Annotated in this window: 22 protein-coding genes and 2 rRNA genes; 2 read left to right on the forward strand and 22 right to left on the reverse strand. The window is 58.3% G+C overall.

Features of this window, described 5'->3' with window-relative positions:
• Positions 1-59 precede the first annotated feature (59 nt).
• Positions 60-866 carry a class I SAM-dependent methyltransferase gene (locus tag MHY13_RS07010; RefSeq protein WP_239282535.1) on the forward strand — a complete coding sequence of 269 codons (807 nt, stop codon included), beginning with the start codon at positions 60-62 and terminating at the stop codon, positions 864-866.
• On the opposite strand, the gene MHY13_RS07015 is transcribed toward MHY13_RS07010, so the two are convergent.
• The 5 genes from MHY13_RS07015 to scpB all read right to left on the reverse strand — a co-directional run bounded on the left by MHY13_RS07015 (position 863) and on the right by scpB (position 6,195).
• A complete protein-coding gene (locus MHY13_RS07015) occupies positions 863-2,248 on the reverse strand; it encodes an anaerobic C4-dicarboxylate transporter (RefSeq protein WP_239282537.1) in 1,386 nt (461 codons plus the stop codon). The genes MHY13_RS07010 and MHY13_RS07015 overlap by 4 nt on opposite strands.
• 157 nt (positions 2,249-2,405) lie before the next feature.
• Positions 2,406-3,986: a ribosome biogenesis GTPase Der gene (gene der / locus MHY13_RS07020; protein ID WP_204609156.1), complete on the reverse strand. Its 1,581-nt coding sequence runs from the start codon at positions 3,984-3,986 to the stop codon at positions 2,406-2,408.
• Positions 3,979-4,674, reverse strand: coding sequence for a (d)CMP kinase (gene cmk, locus MHY13_RS07025; RefSeq protein ID WP_150850985.1), 696 nt, complete (start codon positions 4,672-4,674; stop codon positions 3,979-3,981). The genes der and cmk overlap by 8 nt, the downstream gene beginning before the upstream one ends.
• Positions 4,674-5,585, reverse strand: coding sequence for a pseudouridine synthase (locus MHY13_RS07030; RefSeq protein ID WP_204609158.1), 912 nt, complete (start codon positions 5,583-5,585; stop codon positions 4,674-4,676). The genes cmk and MHY13_RS07030 overlap by 1 nt, the downstream gene beginning before the upstream one ends.
• A 55-nt stretch (positions 5,586-5,640) precedes the next feature.
• Positions 5,641-6,195, reverse strand: a complete 555-nt coding sequence (gene scpB / locus MHY13_RS07035; protein ID WP_239193869.1) for an SMC-Scp complex subunit ScpB — start codon at positions 6,193-6,195, stop codon at positions 5,641-5,643.
• A gap of 88 nt (positions 6,196-6,283) precedes the next feature.
• On the opposite strand from scpB, the gene MHY13_RS07040 reads away from it, so the two are divergent.
• On the forward strand, positions 6,284-6,850 hold the full coding sequence (locus MHY13_RS07040; protein WP_204609163.1) for a GNAT family N-acetyltransferase: 567 nt from the start codon (positions 6,284-6,286) through the stop codon (positions 6,848-6,850).
• On the opposite strand, the gene MHY13_RS07045 is transcribed toward MHY13_RS07040, so the two are convergent.
• The 17 genes from MHY13_RS07045 to MHY13_RS07125 form a co-directional block, all read right to left on the reverse strand.
• Positions 6,847-7,644: a ScpA family protein gene (locus MHY13_RS07045; protein ID WP_204609166.1), complete on the reverse strand. Its 798-nt coding sequence runs from the start codon at positions 7,642-7,644 to the stop codon at positions 6,847-6,849. The genes MHY13_RS07040 and MHY13_RS07045 overlap by 4 nt on opposite strands.
• A gap of 6 nt (positions 7,645-7,650) precedes the next feature.
• Complete coding sequence (locus tag MHY13_RS07050) at positions 7,651-8,523, reverse strand: ParA family protein (protein ID WP_204611443.1); 873 nt, start codon at positions 8,521-8,523, stop codon at positions 7,651-7,653.
• 127 nt (positions 8,524-8,650) lie between these two features.
• The gene (locus tag MHY13_RS07055; protein WP_239193867.1) at positions 8,651-9,655 is read right to left on the reverse strand and encodes a hypothetical protein; all 1,005 of its coding nucleotides are present in this window, start codon (positions 9,653-9,655) and stop codon (positions 8,651-8,653) included.
• A gap of 12 nt (positions 9,656-9,667) precedes the next feature.
• The gene (gene xerD / locus MHY13_RS07060) at positions 9,668-10,558 is read right to left on the reverse strand and encodes a site-specific tyrosine recombinase XerD (RefSeq protein ID WP_239282539.1); all 891 of its coding nucleotides are present in this window, start codon (positions 10,556-10,558) and stop codon (positions 9,668-9,670) included.
• A complete protein-coding gene (locus MHY13_RS07065) occupies positions 10,555-11,193 on the reverse strand; it encodes an NUDIX hydrolase (RefSeq protein WP_239282541.1) in 639 nt (212 codons plus the stop codon). Before MHY13_RS07065 ends, xerD begins: the two co-directional genes overlap by 4 nt.
• A 3-nt stretch (positions 11,194-11,196) precedes the next feature.
• The gene (locus MHY13_RS07070; RefSeq protein WP_239282543.1) at positions 11,197-12,099 is read right to left on the reverse strand and encodes a copper transporter; all 903 of its coding nucleotides are present in this window, start codon (positions 12,097-12,099) and stop codon (positions 11,197-11,199) included.
• Positions 12,100-12,102: 3 nt separating this feature from the next.
• Positions 12,103-13,263 carry a putative cytokinetic ring protein SteA gene (steA, locus tag MHY13_RS07075; RefSeq protein WP_239282557.1) on the reverse strand — a complete coding sequence of 387 codons (1,161 nt, stop codon included), beginning with the start codon at positions 13,261-13,263 and terminating at the stop codon, positions 12,103-12,105.
• 10 nt (positions 13,264-13,273) lie between these two features.
• Entirely contained in the window at positions 13,274-14,944 is a 1,671-nt protein-coding gene (recN, locus tag MHY13_RS07080; RefSeq protein WP_239282545.1) for a DNA repair protein RecN, read from the reverse strand.
• Positions 14,944-15,828 (reverse strand): NAD kinase, encoded by an 885-nt coding sequence (locus tag MHY13_RS07085; protein ID WP_239282547.1) that lies wholly within the window; start codon positions 15,826-15,828, stop codon positions 14,944-14,946. The genes recN and MHY13_RS07085 overlap by 1 nt, the downstream gene beginning before the upstream one ends.
• Complete coding sequence (locus tag MHY13_RS07090) at positions 15,825-16,631, reverse strand: TlyA family RNA methyltransferase (RefSeq protein WP_239282549.1); 807 nt, start codon at positions 16,629-16,631, stop codon at positions 15,825-15,827. Before MHY13_RS07090 ends, MHY13_RS07085 begins: the two co-directional genes overlap by 4 nt.
• Entirely contained in the window at positions 16,631-16,792 is a 162-nt protein-coding gene (locus MHY13_RS07095) for a hypothetical protein (protein WP_005324658.1), read from the reverse strand. The genes MHY13_RS07090 and MHY13_RS07095 overlap by 1 nt, the downstream gene beginning before the upstream one ends.
• The gene (locus MHY13_RS07100) at positions 16,783-17,766 is read right to left on the reverse strand and encodes an HAD-IIA family hydrolase (RefSeq protein ID WP_239193857.1); all 984 of its coding nucleotides are present in this window, start codon (positions 17,764-17,766) and stop codon (positions 16,783-16,785) included. Before MHY13_RS07100 ends, MHY13_RS07095 begins: the two co-directional genes overlap by 10 nt.
• Entirely contained in the window at positions 17,766-18,575 is an 810-nt protein-coding gene (locus MHY13_RS07105) for a tetratricopeptide repeat protein (RefSeq protein WP_239193855.1), read from the reverse strand. The genes MHY13_RS07100 and MHY13_RS07105 overlap by 1 nt, the downstream gene beginning before the upstream one ends.
• Before the next feature lie 79 nt (positions 18,576-18,654).
• A complete protein-coding gene (locus MHY13_RS07110; protein ID WP_239193853.1) occupies positions 18,655-19,014 on the reverse strand; it encodes a hypothetical protein in 360 nt (119 codons plus the stop codon).
• Between the two features lie 2 nt (positions 19,015-19,016).
• The gene (locus tag MHY13_RS07115) at positions 19,017-19,466 is read right to left on the reverse strand and encodes a hypothetical protein (protein ID WP_239282551.1); all 450 of its coding nucleotides are present in this window, start codon (positions 19,464-19,466) and stop codon (positions 19,017-19,019) included.
• Between the two features lie 214 nt (positions 19,467-19,680).
• A 5S ribosomal RNA gene (gene rrf, locus MHY13_RS07120) occupies positions 19,681-19,798 on the reverse strand.
• Between the two features lie 128 nt (positions 19,799-19,926).
• Positions 19,927-20,042: ribosomal RNA gene (locus tag MHY13_RS07125) — 23S ribosomal RNA — on the reverse strand; the annotation flags it as partial.

Raw genomic sequence — 20,042 nt, forward strand, 5'->3', positions numbered from 1 at the left:
ATGGTGCAGGAAGTGTCCTCATAGGCTGCCATTCTAATTCGCGGTAGGTTAGATGGGCTATGTCGACTCACCGCCCCGATCCCAGCCACTTCCCTAGCTACCGCAAGGCCTCCACTAGACAAGGCCCTGGCTTCCGCGATGCCGCGCAACGTACCGCTTCTGCCCAGGCCTTCCGCCGCGGCGCGAGCACCTATCACGATGTGCGCCCCGGCTATCCGGACGAGGTTTCTGCCCTTATTGCTGACGCCCATACCGTGGCCGATATTGGCGCTGGTACTGGAAAACTCACCGAGTCCCTACCCAATACTCGGGTTTTGGCTCTGGAGCCCTCCGCCGATATGGCTGGAATCCTCGCAGCCCACCTCCGCCTGCCAGTCCTTCGTGCTACGGCCGAAAACACCGCGCTTGCCGACGCCTCCTTAGACGCCGCCTGCCTCGCCCAAACCTGGCACTGGGTCGACGTGCCAGCCGCCTGTGCAGAGCTTGACCGCGTCCTCGCGCCGGGCGGGAAGATTCTCTTGGTGTGGAATACGCTCGACGTCAACGCGGACCCCTGGATCCTGCGGCTGTCTCGCATCATGCACTCCGGCGATGTACATAAGCCAGGCTTTTACCCGGACTATACGGCGCCGTGGTCTTTGGACCGCGAGCTGCGCTTGACCTGGGAGAACGAATTAACTCCCGAACAGCTTCACCAGCTGATGCACACCCGATCCTATTGGCTGCGCAATGGCGAAGACATCCATGAACGTATGACCCACAACCTGGATTGGTACCTCTACGAGCACATGGGATTTAAGCCGGGGCAAAAACTACGCATCCCGTACCGCACGGATGCCTTCGTGCTGGTACGGGATTCGGATTAGAGCAGGACCTGCGCCAGTAGCGAGCCCACCACGCACGAGGTGAACACCGAGATGGCGCCGGGAACGAGGAAGGAGTGGTTAATGACGAACTTGCCAATGTGGGTAGTTCCCGTGCGGTCGAAGCCGATGCAGGCTAGGTCCGAAGGGTAGGTTGGCAAGATGAAGTAGCCGTATGCTGCGCCGTAGAAACCAACGATAATGGCGGGATCGATGCCGAGCTGCAGGCCAATCGGAGCGATGGCAACCAGGGCGGCGGCCTGGGAGTTAACCAGCTTGGACACGATGACCAGCACCACGGCGTAGGCCCACGGGGCGGCCTCCACCACGGACCCGAGGTTGGACTCCAGGGCATCGATATGGGCTTCGAAGAAGGTATCTGCCATCCATGCCACACCAAAGACGGAGAATACTGCGGTCATACCGGCCTTAAAGACTGGCGTGGCCGCGATCTTCTTCGGGTCTGGCTTGCAGGTGAGCAGGATGATTGCGCCGGCAACAAGCATGACCATTTGGATAACCAGGTTCATCGACAGCGGGCTCAACTCGCCATCCTCACCCGGGACGAGGGGGCGCAGGAATTCGAACGCACCTAGCGCCACCACGCTGGCGATAGCCACGAGGAAGATAACCACCGCACGCTTTGCTTCTGGCGAAAATTCTTCATCCATCAGCGATCCGGTGGATTGGTGAATGCTTTCTGCAAACTCCGGATCCTTCATTCGCTCCTGGAATGCCGGGTCCTCGTCCAAGTCCTTGCCGCGGCGCAGCGACCACAGCGAGGCAAGAATGACACCGGCAAGCGAGGCGGGCATAGCCACCATGAGGATCTGCGGAATGGAATAGGCGTGGTCGATAGCACCGGCATTTTCCGCGATGATGGACGCTAGGGATACGGTGGCCACAGATACTGGCGAGGCCGTAATACCCATCTGAGCCGACGTCGATGCCACGGCCATGGGGCGCTCTGGGCGGATGCCCTTCTTCAGGGCAATATCCTTGATGATCGGAAACATCGTGTACACGACGTGACCCGTACCGCAAAGAACCGTCAGGAACCAAGTAGTCAGCGGCGCGAGGATGGTAATGCGCTCTGGGTGGGCGCGGAGAAACTTCTCGGCAAATTGCATCATCACTTCGAGGCCGCGCGCCTGCTGCAAGGTGGCGGCGCAGCCGATGACCGCAATGATGGTCAGCATCACGGATACCGGCGGCTCACCCGGGGCGAGGCCGAAGACAAAGACCATGAGCATCAAACCGATGCCGGAAATAAGACCAAGTCCGATGCCACCATAACGAGTGCCCAATAGCAGGGCGCTGAGGATGATGATGACCTGGAGCACGATGGCCAGAATTGAAGCTGGCGCAATTACGCTGGCTAACATGCTGAGCCTTCCATCACGAGAGAGTTTTTGACTGGTTATATCCTATCCAGACCCACATGAACGGACATAAACGGAAAGGCGAGCGAATTCTCACACCGTGTCTCGGTGCAATAATCGCTCGCCTGAGTGCTATAATCCCAGCGTAACGGGCATACTGCTAGCGCTTCTTGCCGCGCTTTTCCCTCACTCGCACTGCGATGCGGATAGGCGTTCCGTGGAAACCGAACCGCTCGCGGAACTTGCGCTCGAGGTAGCGGCGATACGCCGCGTCCAAGAAGCCCGTCGTAAATAAGACGATGGTCGGCGGCTGCGTCGAGGCCTGCGTGGCGAACAATACGCGCGGCAGGCGGTTATTCTTCATCGGCGGCGGATTAGCCGCGATAGCCTCCCGCAACCAGTTATTCAGCTGGCCCGTGGACACACGCTGATCCCAGCTCTCCAGTGCCTCAATCATGGCCGGCTCCAGCTTCTGCAGCGCGCGGCCCGTTTCCGCAGAGATATTCACGCGCGTGACCCACGGCAAGTGGCTCAGCTGCTGATCAATCTCGCGGTCCAGGTAGTAACGGCGATCCTCCTCCATGAGGTCCCACTTATTGAACGCAATCACTAGAGCCTTGCCCGCCTCGAGCACCATATTGAGCACGCGCTGGTCTTGCTCGGAGATTTCCTCAGAGGCGTCGATAAGCATGATGCAGACCTCGGCAGCATCAATAACGCCGCGGGTACGCAAGGACGCATAGTACTCATGCCCCTGCGCGTTCTTTACCTTCTTGCGCAGGCCCGCGGTATCAATGAACTTCCACAGCTGCTCATCCAGCTGCACTAGAGAGTCAACCGGATCCACAGTGGTTCCCGCGACGTTGTCGACCACGGAGCGCTCCTCGCTGGTGAGCTTATTCAGCAGCGAGGACTTGCCCACATTAGGCTTGCCCACCAATGCGACGCGGCGAGGTCCAGAGGTAATCGCGGTCTGTCGGGGCTCTTCAGGGAAGACCCGCAAAATCTCATCGAGCACGTCCGCACCGCCGCGGCCATGCTGGGCGGATACGGGCCACGGATCGCCCAAGCCCAAGGCATAAAACTCCGCCATATCCGCGTACTGATTATCGGAATCGAACTTATTCGATACCAAAATCACTGGCACAGGCGATTTCTGCAGACGGCGAGCCATGACCTCATCCGTCTCCGTGATGCCCACCTTGGTGTCCACCACCATAACGATGACATCGGCGGTTTCCATGGCTACTTCTGCCTGGCGGGCAATCGCCGCATGGATACCCTTCACGTTGGGATCCCAGCCGCCGGTGTCCTGTACCAAAAAGCGCTGACCGTTCCAGTCCGCAACGTAGGAAATACGATCACGGGTAACGCCTGGGTGGTCCTCTACCACCGCTTCACGGCGGCCAAGGAAACGGTTAACCAAGGAGGACTTACCCACATTGGGGCGACCGACTACGGCCACCGTGCACAGGGCTTCTTCCGTGTGGTCATCGGACTCCACGCCAAAGGCACGGGAGAGTTCTTCCCACTCCTCTTCGCTCAGAGGCTCTTCCGCGTTCGAATCGTCGCCATAATCAGCCTCACCAAACTCCGAGTCATCGAAGTCATAGTCGAATTCCTCGGTATTGAAATCATCGGCGGCCCAACCAGGAGAGGCTTCTACCACCTCATCATCGAACTTACCGGCCGGGTAATGGAACTGAGTCTCCGACTCTTCCTGGGGATCGTGATTAGTCATTGACAGACTCCTTTACCACGTTAATCAGAGCTTCCAGCACATCCTCTGGGCTCATATTGGAGGTATCGACTAGGGTTGCGTCTTCCGCTGGGCGCAGAGGTGAGGCCTTGCGGGAAGAATCCGCCGCATCACGGCGCTGGACATCTGCGAGTACCGTCTCGTAATCCGAAGCAATGCCCGCCTTTTCATTTTGGGCTTGGCGGCGCTGAGCGCGGACCTCGGCTGAGGCGGTCATGAATGCTTTAGCGGGGGCGTCGGCAAGCACCACAGTGCCAATATCACGCCCTTCTACAATCGCGCGGTGAGCCTCGCGGGCAAGCTTGCGCTGCAGCGCAACCAGATTCTCGCGCACCTCCGGAATGGCAGATACGGCGGAAACATTACGGGTGACTTCGTCTTCGCGAATAACGCGCGAGACGTCCTCGCCGCCGAGGAGAACCTCGGTGGAGTCTGGGTCATCGGATACTCCCAAGGGCAGATTGGCCGTAGCCGCAATAACCGCGGCGGTGTCAGCAGGGTCGACGCCTTCACGCAGCACAGCAAGCGTTGCCACTCGGTACATAGCACCAGTGTCGACGTACTTTGCATCCAGCTGCTTGGCCAGCGCACGGCACGTGGTCGACTTTCCAGTTCCAGATGGGCCATCCACGGCTAGGATGAGACCCTCATTCGGCATATTAGAAATCATTACATCTCCACCGCCTTGTACAGGCTAGTCAGCTCGCTGGAATTGAGGGCACGCAGGCCGCCAGGCTTCATATCGCCCAGCTGGACTGTATGCAGCTTGGTGCGCACCAAGCGCTGCACGGGGAAGCCCGCTTCCTTCAACATGCGGCGCACGATATGCTTGCGGCCTTCATGCAGCTCAAGACGCACCAAGGAATAACCCTGGTTGGTATCAACTACCTGTGCAAAGTCGGCCTTTGCCAGTCCGTCTTCCAGCTCGATGCCATCCTTGAGCTGGCGCACGAGCTTCCTATCGGCCTCACCCAATACGGTGGCGAGGTAGGTCTTGGTCACCTCGTACTTGGGGTGCATCAAGCGGTTGGCCAACTCGCCATCATTGGTGAGGATGAGCAGGCCTTCAGTGTCGGCATCGAGGCGGCCGACGTGGAAGAGTCGTTGGCCAGCTGCGACCTTTTCTGACACCACGTCACCCACGCACGGGCGCCCCAGATCATCAGACATGGTTGACTGCATGCCGCGCGGCTTATTGAGCACGAAATATTCGTGCTCCTCATTGACGTTGACGCGCACGCCGTCTACTCGGATGACGTCAACGGAGGGGTTTACCTTGACGCCTTGCTTGGCAATGATCTTGCCGTTGACCTCAACTCGGCCGGCATCGATGAGGATTTCTGCGTGGCGACGGGAAGCGACGCCCGCCTTGGCGAGCACCTTTTGGAGGCGCTCTCCCTTGGGCTTGTCTTCATCGACCAGCCAATCGGCGCCCAATTCGCGGGCTACGGATTCTGCGGTAGCCTTCTGCTTTTTCTTTGACACATGCTGGTGACGGGCCGGCTTGGCATTGGAGACAATGATGTCACTGTCTCGCTGCTTCTTATCCGGTGTGCCGTCACGGCGAGCGGGAGGAGTCACGTACGTGTCCTTTTCTCTCGAAGATATGAAATTACCTGGGCAATCCTACCCCACGCTAGTACTCTTCGTCGATCGCCTCGACGTCAGGCAACAGCGGTGCCAAGTCAGGCAGGCGCTCCAAAGAATCGATCCCCAATAACTCGAGAAACAATTCCGTTGTCTCGTACCGGTGTGCGGCGCCCTCAAAATCATCCTGCGGCAGCTCCCGGACCAATCCGCGCAGGTTAAGGGTCCGCATTACGCCATCGACATTGACGCCGCGAACCGCCGCCACCTGCTGGCGAGTGACGGGCTGACGGTAGGCCACCACCGCCAAAGTCTCCAGGGCAGCACGGGAGAGTTTGGTTTGGGCGCCATCCAAGAGAAATTCTTCTACCGCACCGGCATTTTCGGTGCGCGTATAAAAGCGCCACCCCTCTTGGGTCTCGCGCAGGTCGATACCAGAACCGCGATTATCTAGCTCCCGCTGAATGCTGCGTAAGCAATCACTAACAACGTCCCTTTCCGCCCCCAGCGCACGCGCCAATAGCTCCACAGAGGCTGGGGAGTCGAGCACGAGCAATATGGACTCAAGACGGGAACGCAGCTGCGAGATGAGGGGAAGATCCATAGCCTCCGAGTTTACTGGAGAAGAAAAAATCGCTGAAAATTCTTCAAATCACTTTCGCTTGCGACTGTGACTCGGCTAACATATTGTCATGGAAACTATCACTCGCACCGACAGACTCATCCTCATCCCGCTATCCGCCGCTAATACCGAAGAGACCCACAAGGTCTACAGCGACGGACGTATCTGGAGCCACCGCCCGAACGGGCGCTTTGCTGACATCCGCACCACGCGCGCACTCGCACAAGCATCCTCCCAGTCGTGGGATGCCCACCACTTCGGTCCTTGGGCCGCGTATATGCGCCACAATCCTTCGGAATTCGTCGGCGTCGGCGGTGCAATCTTCGTCGAAGAAGGAAACTTCTGGGACATCAAATACCGCCTGCGCCCCGCCCACTGGGGTGCAGGTTTTGCCACCGAGATCACCTCTGAGGCAGTGAAGAGCATCCGCCAGGTGGACCCCAACTCCCCCATTACCGCCCGCGTGACCACAAATCACCCGGCGGCCATCCGGGTCATCGAAAAGCAAGGGCTCCAACAAGTATGGGAAGGGCGCCGCATAGGCACCGAGGACAACCCCGAGGAACCAGACGTACGCGTCTACTCCGACCGCGAGCTCTCCCCCGATACACTGGATTTCATCCAGCAGCGGCCTTAGTCCCAGTTCGCTGCGGCAACTACCGCTGGGTCAACATCCAAGCCTGTCCACGATAGGTCCAGCTGACCCAGCGCTTCTTCTTGTTGTGCATCAACCGCCTTGGCTTTGTACAACTCCAACAGGGCCAAGAAACGGCCTACCACCTGCATAGAAACCGTACAGTCGCGGGTTAGCGCACCAAAGCTGGTCCATTGGCCCGCACCGAGTAGCTTGAGTGTTTCCAAAATCTTGCCGGCCTGCTCCGGTACAGATACTGCTACGGAGTGCACGTGACCGGTTGCTACCTCCTCCGGTGGCTTGGGGCGGAACACGCCGGCCGCTAGCTCGGCAAAGCTGGCCGGCGTATGGCCGAGCGAAACTGGAGGCAAAAGCTCGGCGAACTTCTCCTCGATGGAAACCGCACGCGGATAGCTGCGCTGTGCCTCGCGCTGCCACACGGCGAATTGGTCCGCTGCTTGCTTATAAGCCTTGTACTGCAACAGGCGGGCAAAAAGGAGGTCGCGCGACTCCAGCAGTTCCAAGTCTTCAATATCGTCGACATCACCGCGCGGCAGAAGCCGCGCCGCCTTCAAATCCAAGAGCGTAGCTGCCACCAATAAAAAATCAGTGGTCTCATCCAGATCAGCGGACTCTCCCAGCTGGCGCGTATACGCCACGAATTCGTCCGTTACTTCTGACAGCGCAACGTCAGTCACGTCCATCTTCTTGGACTGAATAAGCTGCAAAAGCAGGTCAAAAGGGCCCTCAAAATTCCGCAGTGCAATGCGAAAGCCCGTAATCTCCGGCTGGGTCACGATACCTTAAACGGTCGAGCGCTCAATGACCTCTTTGGCCAGGTCCCGATACTGCTGTGTGGCCGGGGAGCTTGGCGCCCAGGTAGTAATCGGCTCGCCGGCCACCGAAGTCTCTGGGAACCGAACGGTCCGGGTAATGACTGTGTCAAAGACCTTATCGCCAAAGTAATCCACCACCCGGGACATAACTTCCCGGGCGTGCTTGGTCCGGCGATCAAACATGGTCACTAGGATTCCCATGACCTCAAGGTCAAAGTTAATGCGATCAGAAACCTTTTCCACGGTATCGGTCAACAGCGCCAAACCGCGCAGGGAGAAGAACTCGCACTCCATAGGGATGATCACACCCTGTGAGCAAGCAAGGGCATTGACGGTAAGCAGGCCCAAGGAGGGCTGGCAGTCAATAATGATGAAATCATAATCGCGGCGCACCGGACGCAGGGCGCGGGCAAGGGTGTGCTCGCGACCGACCTCATTGACCATCTGAATTTCCGCGGCGGAAAGGTCGATATTCGCCGGCACCAGATCCAAGCCCGATACCCCGGTGTGCTGGATAGCCGAATGAATAGAGGTGTGGCTATCGAGCATCACGTCATAGATGGTGTCCTCGATATCGTCATGCGTGAGCCCAAGCCCCGCCGAAAGCGCGCCCTGGGGGTCAAGGTCAACCAAGAGGACTTTACGGCCATACTCGGCCAAGCAGGCGCCCATATTGATGGTTGAGGTGGTTTTGCCTACGCCACCCTTTTGGTTACACATCGAAATGATGGTGGCCGGCCCATGCTTTTCCAAGGGTGCGGGTTCCGGTAGCTCACGGATAGGACGACCGGTCAGCCCCACCTCTACGTCAGAGGCAGAAAATAGACCCTCTTCGCTCACAGTCACACCTGCTTCCTTGACGCCAAGTTCCGGACCATGACACTTGGCTTAGGGTTGATTACAACGTTGTCATTAAAGCGTACCCGTTACAGGTTAAAAGTACCGAGACTTAGCCTATATCAAGCGTTTAGCGTTGACTAGAACGGCGTTTGAGAATTGCCACCAAAGCTATGAGTGCGATGAGTACCGCCGCGGCTGCCCCTCCAATAATCCAGCCCAAATGTGAGCCGCCGTCTTCTTCGGGGTCCTTTTGCTGGCGCTCATCGAGGTTTTCCGCGGCGGATTGATAGTTAGGGTCCTGCAGCGTGACGATGAGTGCGGCCCCAGAACCGTCATTGCGTAGCAACTGCATAATAAAGGGATTATCAGGCGCCTCGCCCTCCGGATAGGTCAGCGTGAGGGTTCGAGAAGAGGCGTCCACGTCACGCTCTACGCCTTGGATAATATTGCCCTCGCCATCGAGGTAGCGCAGCGTGACGTCATTTTCTTGCGTGTCCTTGAACTGCTGGTAGAGGTCATAGGCCTGCTTGAGGCCCATCTTTGCGGTAATAGTATTGCCTTCGATTTTGGATTCGAGGTTTACGTATTCCGCACCGTCAAGGTTGGCTTCCCCAGCAGGCTTGCGCTCCGGCTTTTTGCCTGGAACAACAGGCAAGTTGCTATCTTCTTTCGCCGGCACGGGCCTGTCATCTCCGCCCTCGGCATCGTTTCCGGCTGGCGCCTTGTCGCCTTGAGCCGGCTTATCAGAGCCCGGATCCGGCGCTGGCGCTGGGTTCGGGCCGCCTTCCGCGCCGTCAATTTCTTCCTGAATGTCCTCCTGTGCGACCGACCCATCGGCTACCAGCGTCAGGGTTGCATTCATGCCTTGGGCGGAGACAGGAACCGAGATTTGGCCGCCATCTGCCGGGGCGGTGATGGTAGCGGAGGTACCTGAGGCAGACACGTTCCACCCATCGCCGGAGTAGTTGGCTTCGGCCGGCACGGGCAGGCTTACAGTCGTGGTCTGGCCGGCAGGAACCGAAATGGGAGCGGCAATGGCAGCCTCTACTTCCGGAGGCAGCTGGGCGTGTGCCACCGCTGGGAAAATCAATGCGGTAGATAGCACCGCACCAGCTACACGAGTTGAAAACATATAGGTCCTTTCTTAGGCACGGGGGTGCGCAGTGCGCCAGACCTCGCGCAAGGAATCGGCAGTGACGTGAGTATATATTTGCGTTGTCGTCACCGAAGAATGTCCCAGTAATTCTTGCACGGTGCGCACATCTGCGCCGCCTTCAAGCAGGTGCGTCGCAAAAGAATGCCGCAAGGTGTGCGGAGAAATGGACTTTCCCAATTGGGCCCGCTGCGCTGCAGTCTTCAACACAGTCCACGCACTTTGACGCGATAGAGCCCCACCGCGGGTATTGAGAAACAGCGCCGGCGTCTTACCTTTGCTCAGCGCCGGTCGCGCCCGCACCAAGTAGGCATCGAGAGCCTGGCGGGCATGCGAGCCCACTGGCACAATCCGTTCTTTGTCTCCCTTGCCCCGCAGGCGTATTACCTCCTGCGCGGAGGACACGTCATCAACGTTTAGGGAGATAGTTTCTGAGATTCGCGCACCGGTGCCATAGAGCATCTCCAGCAGGGCACGGTCGCGCACATCTACTGGGGTCTCAGTAGGAGTCGCTTCAATGAGGGCGGTGACCTCGTCTACCGATAATGTCTCCGGCAAATGCTGCCCGGTTGGCGGAGGGGTTACCTCAACCGCAACATCGACGTCCACTACGCCTTCTGACACGGCAAATTTATGCAGTCCGCGAGCAACGATGAGCGCTCGGTTGGCTGAGGACACAGCCATGTGTGAGCGCAGGTCTTTAAGATAAGCCTCCACCATCGGTCGCGTCACCGACCGCAAGTCCTCTACCCCGTTATCCCCCAGCCACGCAAGGTAGCGGCGGACATCGCGGCGATAGTTGCTCAAGGTATTGGCGGACACGCCGCGCTCGACTGCTAGATGATTAAGCCACGTCTGCGCTATGTTTTCGAGCGCACTCACAGCTGCTTTAGGTCCGCACCCGTGCGGCGGGAGCTCATTGAGGTAGGTCGAAGTTCGAACGGCTCCTCCACGCTGCGGGTCTGCTTGTCGCCGCGCAGCACAGCGTAGGCGGCCAAGATACCGCTGCAGGCAATGGAATTGACGATGTCACCGCGCAGCACCTTGTCGACGGCCTCGTCGAGGCCCACCCAGGCGACTTCCATATCGGCTTCTTCGTCACCGGTAGCCTCCATCCGGGGGACGTCGGAAAGCTCCGAGGCAAGGAATACGCGAACCGCTTCTTCGCAGAAACCCGGCGAGGTGACAAGGTCCGTCAGCACGGACCACGTCTGCGCGCTCAGGCCGGCCTCCTCCTGCAGTTCACGCTGGGCGCCGGTCAGCTCATCCTCACCGCGTACGTCGAGCAATCCCGCCGGCAGTTCCCACAGGCGCTTTCCCACGCTGTGGCGGTACTGATACACCATCGCAATACGCTCGTCTGAGTCCACTGCCACAACGGCCACAGCACCTAAGTGCTCGACTACTTCCCGGGAGGCAGAAACGCCGCCGGGCATGACTACCTCGTCGCGGCGGAGGGCAAGAATGGGAGCTTCGACAAGCAGCTGCGAATCAAGCACCTTGAAATCATGCGCCATGGGCTATTCCTTTCCCGGCAAGGCGGAGTCAGCAGTTTCGGTGGCGCCATAGTCGCCCTGGCCACCATCAAGTTGTTCCTGGGTGGCCAGAATGACCGCAATGCGCTCCACTGCCCGTTCGGTGCTATCGACCGTAGACAGCTCCGCGTCCTGATCCCGCACCTGGGCTAGCGCCTTATCATCTTGAGTCTGCTTGGTGCGCCCACTCAACACCACGGACCCATTGACATCATCCAACCCGGTGGCAAATTCTGCCAGCGCGCTGGACGGGTAACCACGCAGGCCATTACCAGAGACCACGATAATGGCCTGGGCAGGAACGATGGTGCCATCTTCGTAATCAATAAAGCCCTCGTCGCGCAGCTTATGGAGCACGTCTGCACGCTCGTCCACTGAAGCCAAAGGCTTCGTGCTCTCAGGATCCATAGACAGCGCAGTGCCTAGCACCTCACCACCAAGGGCTCCGGCCGAATCCAAGTCCTTGATATCTGCCTTCTTGGGCGCAGTATCTTTCAAGATGGGAAGCAGCTTGTCCTTAGTTTCGGGACGCAAGAAGTCTTTGGTCAGCTTAATCTCGCCGGCCTCGGTGGCATCGGAAGACTTCAAGAGCTTCCGGATAGCGTCCACGTCGCCGCCATTGGCGTCATCGGTGGTCACGATGAGTACTGGGCGCTGAGACAAGGCTCCATCAACCATTTCCGCCCCAGAATCCCCAACGATCTTATCGCTGGCGTCATTTTGGGTCTGCAGAATCTTATTGTCTTGGACCACCTTGCGGTGCTCCTCGCGGATCGGATCGTCGTCTGCCATGCTGGTGGTCAAGTTCGGCGCAATCACTAGGGCGCCTAAGGCTACGCCCACGGCCGCGCCGAAGCCCAAGCCTGCTACAAGCTCAGTCTTTGCCATGGCCTATGCGCCCCCAAAGAGGCTGGACCAGGTTTCGCTGAGGTTACTAGCAAAGTCCTGGCTGCCGCCGAAACCGACGATGAGGATGACAGCCGCAATGGCAACCAGGATTCCCAGTACTGCCCACAGCCAGCCAAGGTTGGAGGAAGGCGCACTGTAGAGATTAATCACCGCATCGGCGTCAACCACCTTGGTACCGGCCTTAAGGCGGGACAGCACGGCCGAGGGGTTGGTGCGGTCAGCAAAGATATCATCGAGGTCTACCCCACCGCCGGTCTGCACAATGAGAGCCGCGCCGTGGTAATCAGCAAAAAGCAGGCCCAGGTCGGTACCTGAGCGTGTAGCTGCGGGGAAGGTCATCGCACCAATGCCCAGGTCCTGAATGCGGTCGAGGCCTTCTACCTCCCCTTCTGGGTCCGCAGGAACGATTACGCGGGCGCCGCAACGCAGAGCTTCATCGCTCACGCTATTGGGATCCCCAATAATGAAATCTGGCTTATACCCTTGGGTCAGCAAGGAATCTGCCGCCGATCCCACTGCGATCAGCAGCGGCTCATACTCGCGAATAAAGTTGCGTAGCTGCTTGAGCTGTTCGCGGTGCCTATCGGTAGGCGAAAAGAGGACAACCTTGCGGCCGGCGATTTCGGAGCCGGAGGCGGGGACACCGAGGCCGTCGATAAGCAGCGGGCCTTCCGAGTTAATAAAATCGATGGAATTGCCAAAGAAGGATTCCATGTGGTCAATCAGCGCGCCCTGCGCCGCGGTGAAGTTCTTTTCTGCTCGCTCGCGGGTTACCACGCGGCCGGTGCCGAGCGCCTTATCGCCGCTAAAGACGGTACCGTCCTCCCCGATGCGCGCCTTTTTGCCCTCTTTGAACTCGGAAACAAAGGACTGCCCAACGCCTTCAAGGAGGGTAATGTCGGCGTCAAGCAACATGTGCGGGCCATAATTAGGGACCGTGCCGGTAGAAAATTCCGCCACGTTAATGACTGCGGAGGGCTTAAGGTCTACGAGAGTTTGAGCCTCGTGGCGAGAGATATTGGCCGCATCAATTACGGCGACATCGCCTTCACTAAATTTTTTCATCCCCTTAGCGCCTGGCGTGCAATCGCGCAGTGCACCAGGCTGCTCGGGGTTACGGGAAAACAGAGCCATGGGCCCTATTGTGGCGTGATTATGGTTTCGAGTGGGTGAGGCGCGCGGAAGCTTCTTCCTGTGCGCGGTCAAAAAGCTCCTGCGCGTGCGCGCGGCCGGTCTCGGTATCGTCCAACCCCGCCAGCATGCGGGCCAGTTCCTCCACGCGCTCCTCCTGTGACAGCTCGGCCACGCCAGAGGTGAATTTCTCCTTCGATACATGCAGGTGCGCATCCGCATACGCTGCGACCTGTGGTAGGTGCGTTACCACAATCACCTGGTTATGCACCGCCAAGCGCGCCAGGCGGCGGCCAATCTCTACCGCTGCGCGCCCGCCCACGCCGGCATCGACCTCATCGAAGACCAAGGTGGCGCCGTCCTCGTCCGCCAGCACGACCTCCAAGGCCAGCATGACACGGGAGAGTTCGCCGCCCGAGGCAGCAGAGGCAATCGGCTTACCATTCAACTGCAGCTCGGCCGCGTCTGCGCCGGACTTAGAATATTTCGCCTGCGTAAGCTCGACCGTCAAGGTCGAATTCGGCATGGCCAAGCCGTGGAGCTCCTGCGTTACCTGCTCGCCCAGAGCCTTCGCCGCTTTACGACGCCCCTTTGTCAGCTCCCCTGCCCGCTCAATCATCACCGATTCAGCTTCTTTGACCTGCTTTTTTAGCTCCTCCAGGGCTTCTGTGGAGGTATCCATGGACTCCAGTTTTGCCGCTGCCTCATTGCGCCAGGCGAGCACGCCATCAATATCCCCCGCGTACTTCCTAGTTAACGTACGCAGTTCCTGCTGTCGTTGGAGGGACTTTTCCAACAGGTGTGGGTCCGCCGGAAGTCCGGCTAGATACCCACCGAGCTCGCCGGAGATATCGCCCAACTGCGTCGAGATCTCGCTGAGCCGTTCGCCCAAGGCCGCCAGTTCCTTATCGGTGGACCCCGCCAAGGCAGAAACCGCCCGGCCTAGCAGTGCCGAGGCGGCCTCTTCCAGTTCCTCGGTGCCGTCGATCGCAGCCAACGCAACTTCCGCGGACTCGCGCAGCCCATCGACGTCCTGCAGCTTGCGAACCAGCTGCACCAGTTCCTCATCCTCGCCGGGTTCTGGGGCGATGCCATCGATCTCATCGACGGCGAATTGCAGACGGTCAACTTCCTGCGCCAACTCGCGGCGCTGCTCCGTGCGCCTCTTATAGTCCTTCGCGAGGCTGCGCCACTGTTTGAAGGCTTCGGTATAGCGCTCTCGCACACGCGCCAATTTCGGATCCGCACGATCAACCGCACCCAGTTGTTCCTCGGACGCGAGCAAACGCAGCTGGTCATTCTGCCCGTGGACTGTAATAAGCTCGCGCGCGAACTCGCCCAGGGTTGCAGCCGGCACCGCACGGCCGCCTAAATAGGCCCGCGATCTTCCCGCGGCGGAGACTGTGCGCGAAACGATATATTCTCCGTTTTCGTCGGGCTCTCCGCCTACCGAATCCACCAACTCACGGATCGAGTCCTTTGCGGAAGAAAAATGCCCCTCTACTGCGGCCTTTTTCGCGCCATCGCGCACCCGGGAGGCGTCCGCGCGACCACCGGCTAAGAGCCTTAAACCAGTAACCACCATGGTCTTACCCGCACCGGTTTCACCGGTAAGCACGGTAAGGCCCGCGGATAGTTCCGCAGAGCTCTGGCTAATAACACCCAGATCATTGATGGAAATATCGACGAGCACTACTTCTCCTTCGGCCCGCGCCACCCTTCTACGGGCAGGCGCAGCTTCGAGACTAGACGGTCAGTAAAAGGTTGGTCATCCAAGCGTACCCACCGCACCGGACGCTCGCCTCGCACTACTTCTACACGCGCCCCTGGTGGCATCCCAAATTCGCGGAAGCCATCCAAAATCACGGTGGCGGGAGTCGTGCGCATCGTCGATTCGACGGCCACTAAAGAATTGGGCGATACAACCAAAGGCTTGGTAAACAGCGCATGCGCATTATTCGGCACTACTAAAATTGCATCCAGAGAGGGCCACAACACCGGACCACCTGCGGAAAACGCATAGGCGGTGGATCCAGTGGGCGTGGAAATCAGCACGCCATCGCAGCCAAAGGACGACACCGGCCGGCGGTCAACTTCCAAGATTGCATCTAGCACGCCGGAGCGGTTTTGGTTTTCTACCGAAGCCTCGTTCAAAGCCCAGCTGCGGTTAAGAAGGGTTCCCTCCTCATCAAAGATGGACACATCAATGGTGAGGCGGTCCTCAATGCGGTACCTCTTTTCAATGACCCGCACCAAGGCCTGATCGAGAGATTCGACTTCCCACTCGGCGAGAAATCCCACGTGGCCTAGGTTGATACCCAGCACCGGAATATCTACGGCACGCGCCATGTCGGCGGCACGGAGGAAGGTTCCATCGCCGCCCAAAACCAACACCAATTCGCACCCTGCGGCCGCATCTTCGGTGTGAGGTACATGCTTCAATCCCGGCAGTACCTTTTCGTCCGCGCATACTCGAACGGTAATTCCCGCATCTTGCAAAAGCTCAGCTGCACGCGACGTCGCTTCCAGGTTTTGCTGGCGGTTGGCATGAGGCGCCAACAGGATTTCACGGGTCATTGCGGGCCTTCCTCGACTGCGCGGTCAATCATTTCTTCCACTTTAGCCAGATCCGTGGGCTGGCCGTCCTTCTTCAGCCACAGGAAATACTCCACATTGCCGCTTGGCCCAGGCAGCGGGGATGCCACAGCCCCATGCATGCTAAGCCCCAGGGACAACGCAAATTCAGCGACTTCCTTGGTTACTTCTTTGCGCAGCTCCGGTGAACGAACCACGCCACCGCTTCCAAGGCGCTCTTTGCCCACTTCAAACTGAGGCTTCACCATAGGCAACAGCCAAGCGCCGTCCTTCAGACAATCCACAATGGCCGGCAATACCAAGCGGAGGGAAATGAAGGACAAATCGCCTACCATGCCATCGCAGGGGCCGTCGGTAAGCTCCAGCGTTAAATTCCGGATATTCGTACGGTCTAAAACGGTGACGCGATCATCGTTTTGCAGGCGCCAGAGCAGCTGCCCATAGCCCACGTCGACAGACAGCACCTCCTGCGCACCGTGTTCCAAGCACACGTCCGTAAAGCCACCGGTAGAAGCGCCGGCATCGAGGATGCGACCATTCATGTCGACGTCGAACGCCGCCAAGGCGCCCAAAAGCTTGTGAGCGCCACGGGAAGCCCACTTGTCCTCTTCAGCTTCCTCTACCTTGATGGAAACCTCGGGCTCTACAATCGACGCCGGCTTCTGCGCCTTGAAGCCACCAACCGTGACACGGCCGGACTTAATCATCTCCCGAGCCTGCTCACGTGACCGCGCAATCTTTCGGCGCACCAGCTCCGCATCTAACCTACGACGTTGTGGGGGCATTAATTCTCCTGCAATGCATCGCGCAACACATTGTGAGCGCGATCAAGCTGATCTACTTCAGCGGCCAAATCCGCTGCGTCTTCTCCAAGGATCTCCGCTACTTCCGCATCGATCTCTGCCGGCTCCTTGACGGCTCGAAAGTCGTGCGGCTTTACCGCCATTGCGCAACAACCTTTTCCGCACGCTCGCTACGCGGCTGAATATAGCGTGGCGGGGACGGCATGGCCCATGCAACTTCCAACACGGTGCGCAATGCCTGAACGGAGGTAGCCTTTTCGTCTCCGCCCTCGAGCAGAAGGTCATGGCCATCGCACCGCGCCGTAAATCCACCCTGTGCTCCGGGACGAGCGACGGAGACAGGAAGGGCCAGCTCGTGCATTCCTGCGCCAATAAAGTTAGGGCGTGCCTCCACGGGTGCTTCAATCAGCTCCAACTCACCAGAAACGCCGGTGAGCACATGGAAGGTATCCATTGCAGCAGAGTTACCACCTGCAATATCGGTATCCAGACGGTCGCCCACAGCAAGTGGCTTCTTCGCGCCGATTTGCTTTGCCGCAAAAGTAAACATGGCCGGCTCGGGCTTGCCAGCAGATACCGGCTCTACACCAGTGGCTGACTGGATGGCGGCAACCAGAGAACCATTACCCACAGCAAGACCTCTCTCAATCGGCAGAGAGGTATCGAGATTCGAAGCAAAGAACTTGGCTCCCTGGCGAATGGCCAAGGCACCTTCAGTCAAGTGTTCCCAGCCAACCGAGCGGTCAAAGCCTTGCACTACGGCAGCAGGCTTGTCATCGGCGCTGGAGACTACCTTGAAGCCCATGTCGCGGGCCAAGTCACGGAGGGAATCGGCACCGATGATAAGCAGCTTTGCCCCAGCTGGGACCTCTTCGGCCGCTAGTTGGAGGACCGCTTGCGCAGAGGTAACGATCTGTTCCGTACCCGCGGTAAGCCCGATGTCCGCCAGCATCTCCGCCACTGCCTGTGGGCTGCGCGAAGCATTGTTGGTCACATACACTGCCGGCACTCCGCAGGTGTTGATGACGTCCACCACGTTAGAAAGCGGGCGGCCGCCTTCCCACACGGTGCCATCGAGATCAAGAAGCAGAGCGTCGTGCTTGCTGAGAACCGTCACTACTTGCACTCCTCAAGGCGCTCGGCAGCATCGGTCCAGTCGCCTTCATCAATAGAAACTGCGTGCTCAAACCAGTCCCGTGCCTCTTCCTTCCGGCCTGCTTCGAGCAAAGCATTACCGTAGGCATAAGCAAGACGGCACGCGCTTACACCCCGGGCATCGCGGTCAGGATGTGCGCGCTGAATGGTGACAACCGCGGACTCAGCTTGCCCCATGTCTAGGCGAGCGCCGGCCACAACAATTGCCAGCTCAATCTTGGACTCTTCATCAAGTTCCGATGCTTCATCCGCACGGCCTAGCTCCAGGGCTTTTTCCGGACGACCGAGGCCTCGCTCGCAATCCGCCATTACTGCAAGCATTCCGGGGCCACCGGAAATGCGGCGCGCGGCACGCAGCTCAGCAAGCGCTTCCTTCCACTCGCCCGCACGATACGCAGCGATTCCGTTGACTTCACGGGCAATTGCGACGCGACCAGCGCGGTCTTTAGCGGCACGCGCATGCCGCAATGCGAGCTTAGGATCATCTTCCATCCAGGTCGCAGCCATGATCATATGCTTAGCGACGGCCTCGGAGTTCTCTTTCGATAGCGACTTCAGGTCCTGCAGCACCATCGGGTCCAGGTCGTTGACATCTACCTCTGCCGGGATGTCTGGGTCACTCATGCGACGGTTAATGCGTTCCTCACGGTAACCGGAGCGCTGCGGCGAAAAAGACTTCTTCTTACGGGAATCGCCCTTAAAGTCCCGGCCCTTATTATTGCGTGGCTTGCGGTCACGTCCGCCTCGCCCATTGTGATTGCGCTCCGACATTCAGCCCTACCCTTTCTTGGTTGGAACTAGCACAGAAATACCGGCCCTATTCTACAACCCGCAAACAAAAAGCCGGAATTTAGATCCGGACGCGCTGCCGCAGCGTTAGCCAAACGAAATTCATCAGATTAACCCAGACACACACCGTAAAGAAGCGGCTGAGACCACTCGGAACAAGCAGCGCGCCTAGAATACCGTAGACAACAAATAGCAGGCCCCACAGCGCTTGACGACGCACCGCCTTCCTCAATGCAGCCCGAACGAGAAGAATCACTGCGAGCAGAATCAAGACCGCACCAGTCGCAGCGTCCCACCAGCCCTCACTGCCACCTTCACGCCAAATAGACAAGAGCACAGAGCCCGGCAGCGCGGTGCCGATACCGAATAAGACCTTGGTTCCAGAAACATCTAGCGGTCTTTCAGAAGAAAAGTCAGACACCGCTAAATCTCCTTAAGCCGTTGCGAGAAATAATCACGGGCATCTTCTTGATTCTCAGCGAATTCCCTGAGCACGCCTGGCCAAGTCGGATACGCATCAATAAGGTTTTCTGCGACATTCAAAAGTGGTGAGAATGCAATCTCACCCCATCTAACCCCAATGCCTACCCGTTCCGAGTATGCTGTGCTGCTCAATGGGCCTAGAGCCCACTGGCTACCGGAAGCAGCATTCATCCATGTACCGCTGATAGCCAGTATTCGGGAAACCTTGTCTTCGTAGCTGTGCTTGGAGTTTAAAACGTCTAGCACCGCGTCGAACGGAAATTCTTTGGCACCCTGAGTGACTTGCTCTTCCTGCTCTGGCGAGAGTTCCGCGAGCATCGCAGGAATCGCAACCGCGTGAAACTCTTCCAGGCGTTTACCAAATTGCTGATGATAACCATCGAACCACATGCGCTTCCTCCCAAACCATCGAGGGAGTAAGTGTATCACAGATGCAACGAGAAGGTTTGCTCTTCAGGACATCATTCGGAATAGCCCTCAACCTGGCTTCACAGGAAATCGCGGCAAAACGACGAATGAAGCCGTAGAAGACCTTGGCACTTTATAGTATGCGTTGTCTTCTACGGCTTCATTGTTTCTGTATTTTGTTGTGTTTGTTGTTTGGTGTCGGCGGTGACTTACTCTCCCACAACCTCCCGGTTGCAGTACCATCAGCGTGTGCAGGCTTAGCTTCCGGGTTCGGAATGGGACCGGGCGTTTCCCTGCAGCTATTGACCACCGACAAACATACGAAGCATTCAGGCCCTTAGGTGTGCTTTCGGGTGTTGTGTCAGATACTGCATAGTGGACGCGGTCACGACAGTGACTGTTTCTTCTTCTCTTTACTCTTTTGTTGAGTTAAACCGGTGTGTTGGTGTTTGTTGTGGTCAATTAGTACCAGTAGCCTTCACACCTTACAGTGCTTCCAGGTCTGGCCTATCTACCCTATCGTCTTTAGGGGACCTTAACGAAACCTCATCTTAAAAC

This window comes from Corynebacterium sp. ACRPE, assembly GCF_022347435.1.
GTDB classification, from domain to species: domain Bacteria; phylum Actinomycetota; class Actinomycetes; order Mycobacteriales; family Mycobacteriaceae; genus Corynebacterium; species Corynebacterium tuberculostearicum_D.

What these genes read in the sequence shown, in the direction of transcription:
- MHY13_RS07015 (WP_239282537.1), bottom strand. Translation starts at nt 2,248, where the DNA reads ATGTTAGCCAGCGTAATTGCGCCAGCTTCAATTCTGGCCATCGTGCTC.
- MHY13_RS07095 (WP_005324658.1), bottom strand. Translation starts at nt 16,792, where the DNA reads ATGGCGGTAAAGCCGCACGACTTTCGAGCCGTCAAGGAGCCGGCAGAG.
- MHY13_RS07115 (WP_239282551.1), bottom strand. Translation starts at nt 19,466, where the DNA reads ATGTGGTTCGATGGTTATCATCAGCAATTTGGTAAACGCCTGGAAGAG.
- MHY13_RS07085 (WP_239282547.1), bottom strand. Translation starts at nt 15,828, where the DNA reads ATGACCCGTGAAATCCTGTTGGCGCCTCATGCCAACCGCCAGCAAAAC.
- MHY13_RS07090 (WP_239282549.1), bottom strand. Translation starts at nt 16,631, where the DNA reads ATGCCCCCACAACGTCGTAGGTTAGATGCGGAGCTGGTGCGCCGAAAG.
- scpB (WP_239193869.1), bottom strand. Translation starts at nt 6,195, where the DNA reads ATGGATCTTCCCCTCATCTCGCAGCTGCGTTCCCGTCTTGAGTCCATA.
- MHY13_RS07040 (WP_204609163.1), top strand. Translation starts at nt 6,284, where the DNA reads ATGGAAACTATCACTCGCACCGACAGACTCATCCTCATCCCGCTATCC.
- MHY13_RS07070 (WP_239282543.1), bottom strand. Translation starts at nt 12,099, where the DNA reads ATGGCAAAGACTGAGCTTGTAGCAGGCTTGGGCTTCGGCGCGGCCGTG.
- MHY13_RS07010 (WP_239282535.1), top strand. Translation starts at nt 60, where the DNA reads ATGTCGACTCACCGCCCCGATCCCAGCCACTTCCCTAGCTACCGCAAG.
- der (WP_204609156.1), bottom strand. Translation starts at nt 3,986, where the DNA reads ATGACTAATCACGATCCCCAGGAAGAGTCGGAGACTCAGTTCCATTAC.
- MHY13_RS07065 (WP_239282541.1), bottom strand. Translation starts at nt 11,193, where the DNA reads ATGGCGCATGATTTCAAGGTGCTTGATTCGCAGCTGCTTGTCGAAGCT.
- MHY13_RS07105 (WP_239193855.1), bottom strand. Translation starts at nt 18,575, where the DNA reads ATGTCGGAGCGCAATCACAATGGGCGAGGCGGACGTGACCGCAAGCCA.
- cmk (WP_150850985.1), bottom strand. Translation starts at nt 4,674, where the DNA reads ATGATTTCTAATATGCCGAATGAGGGTCTCATCCTAGCCGTGGATGGC.
- MHY13_RS07055 (WP_239193867.1), bottom strand. Translation starts at nt 9,655, where the DNA reads ATGTTTTCAACTCGTGTAGCTGGTGCGGTGCTATCTACCGCATTGATT.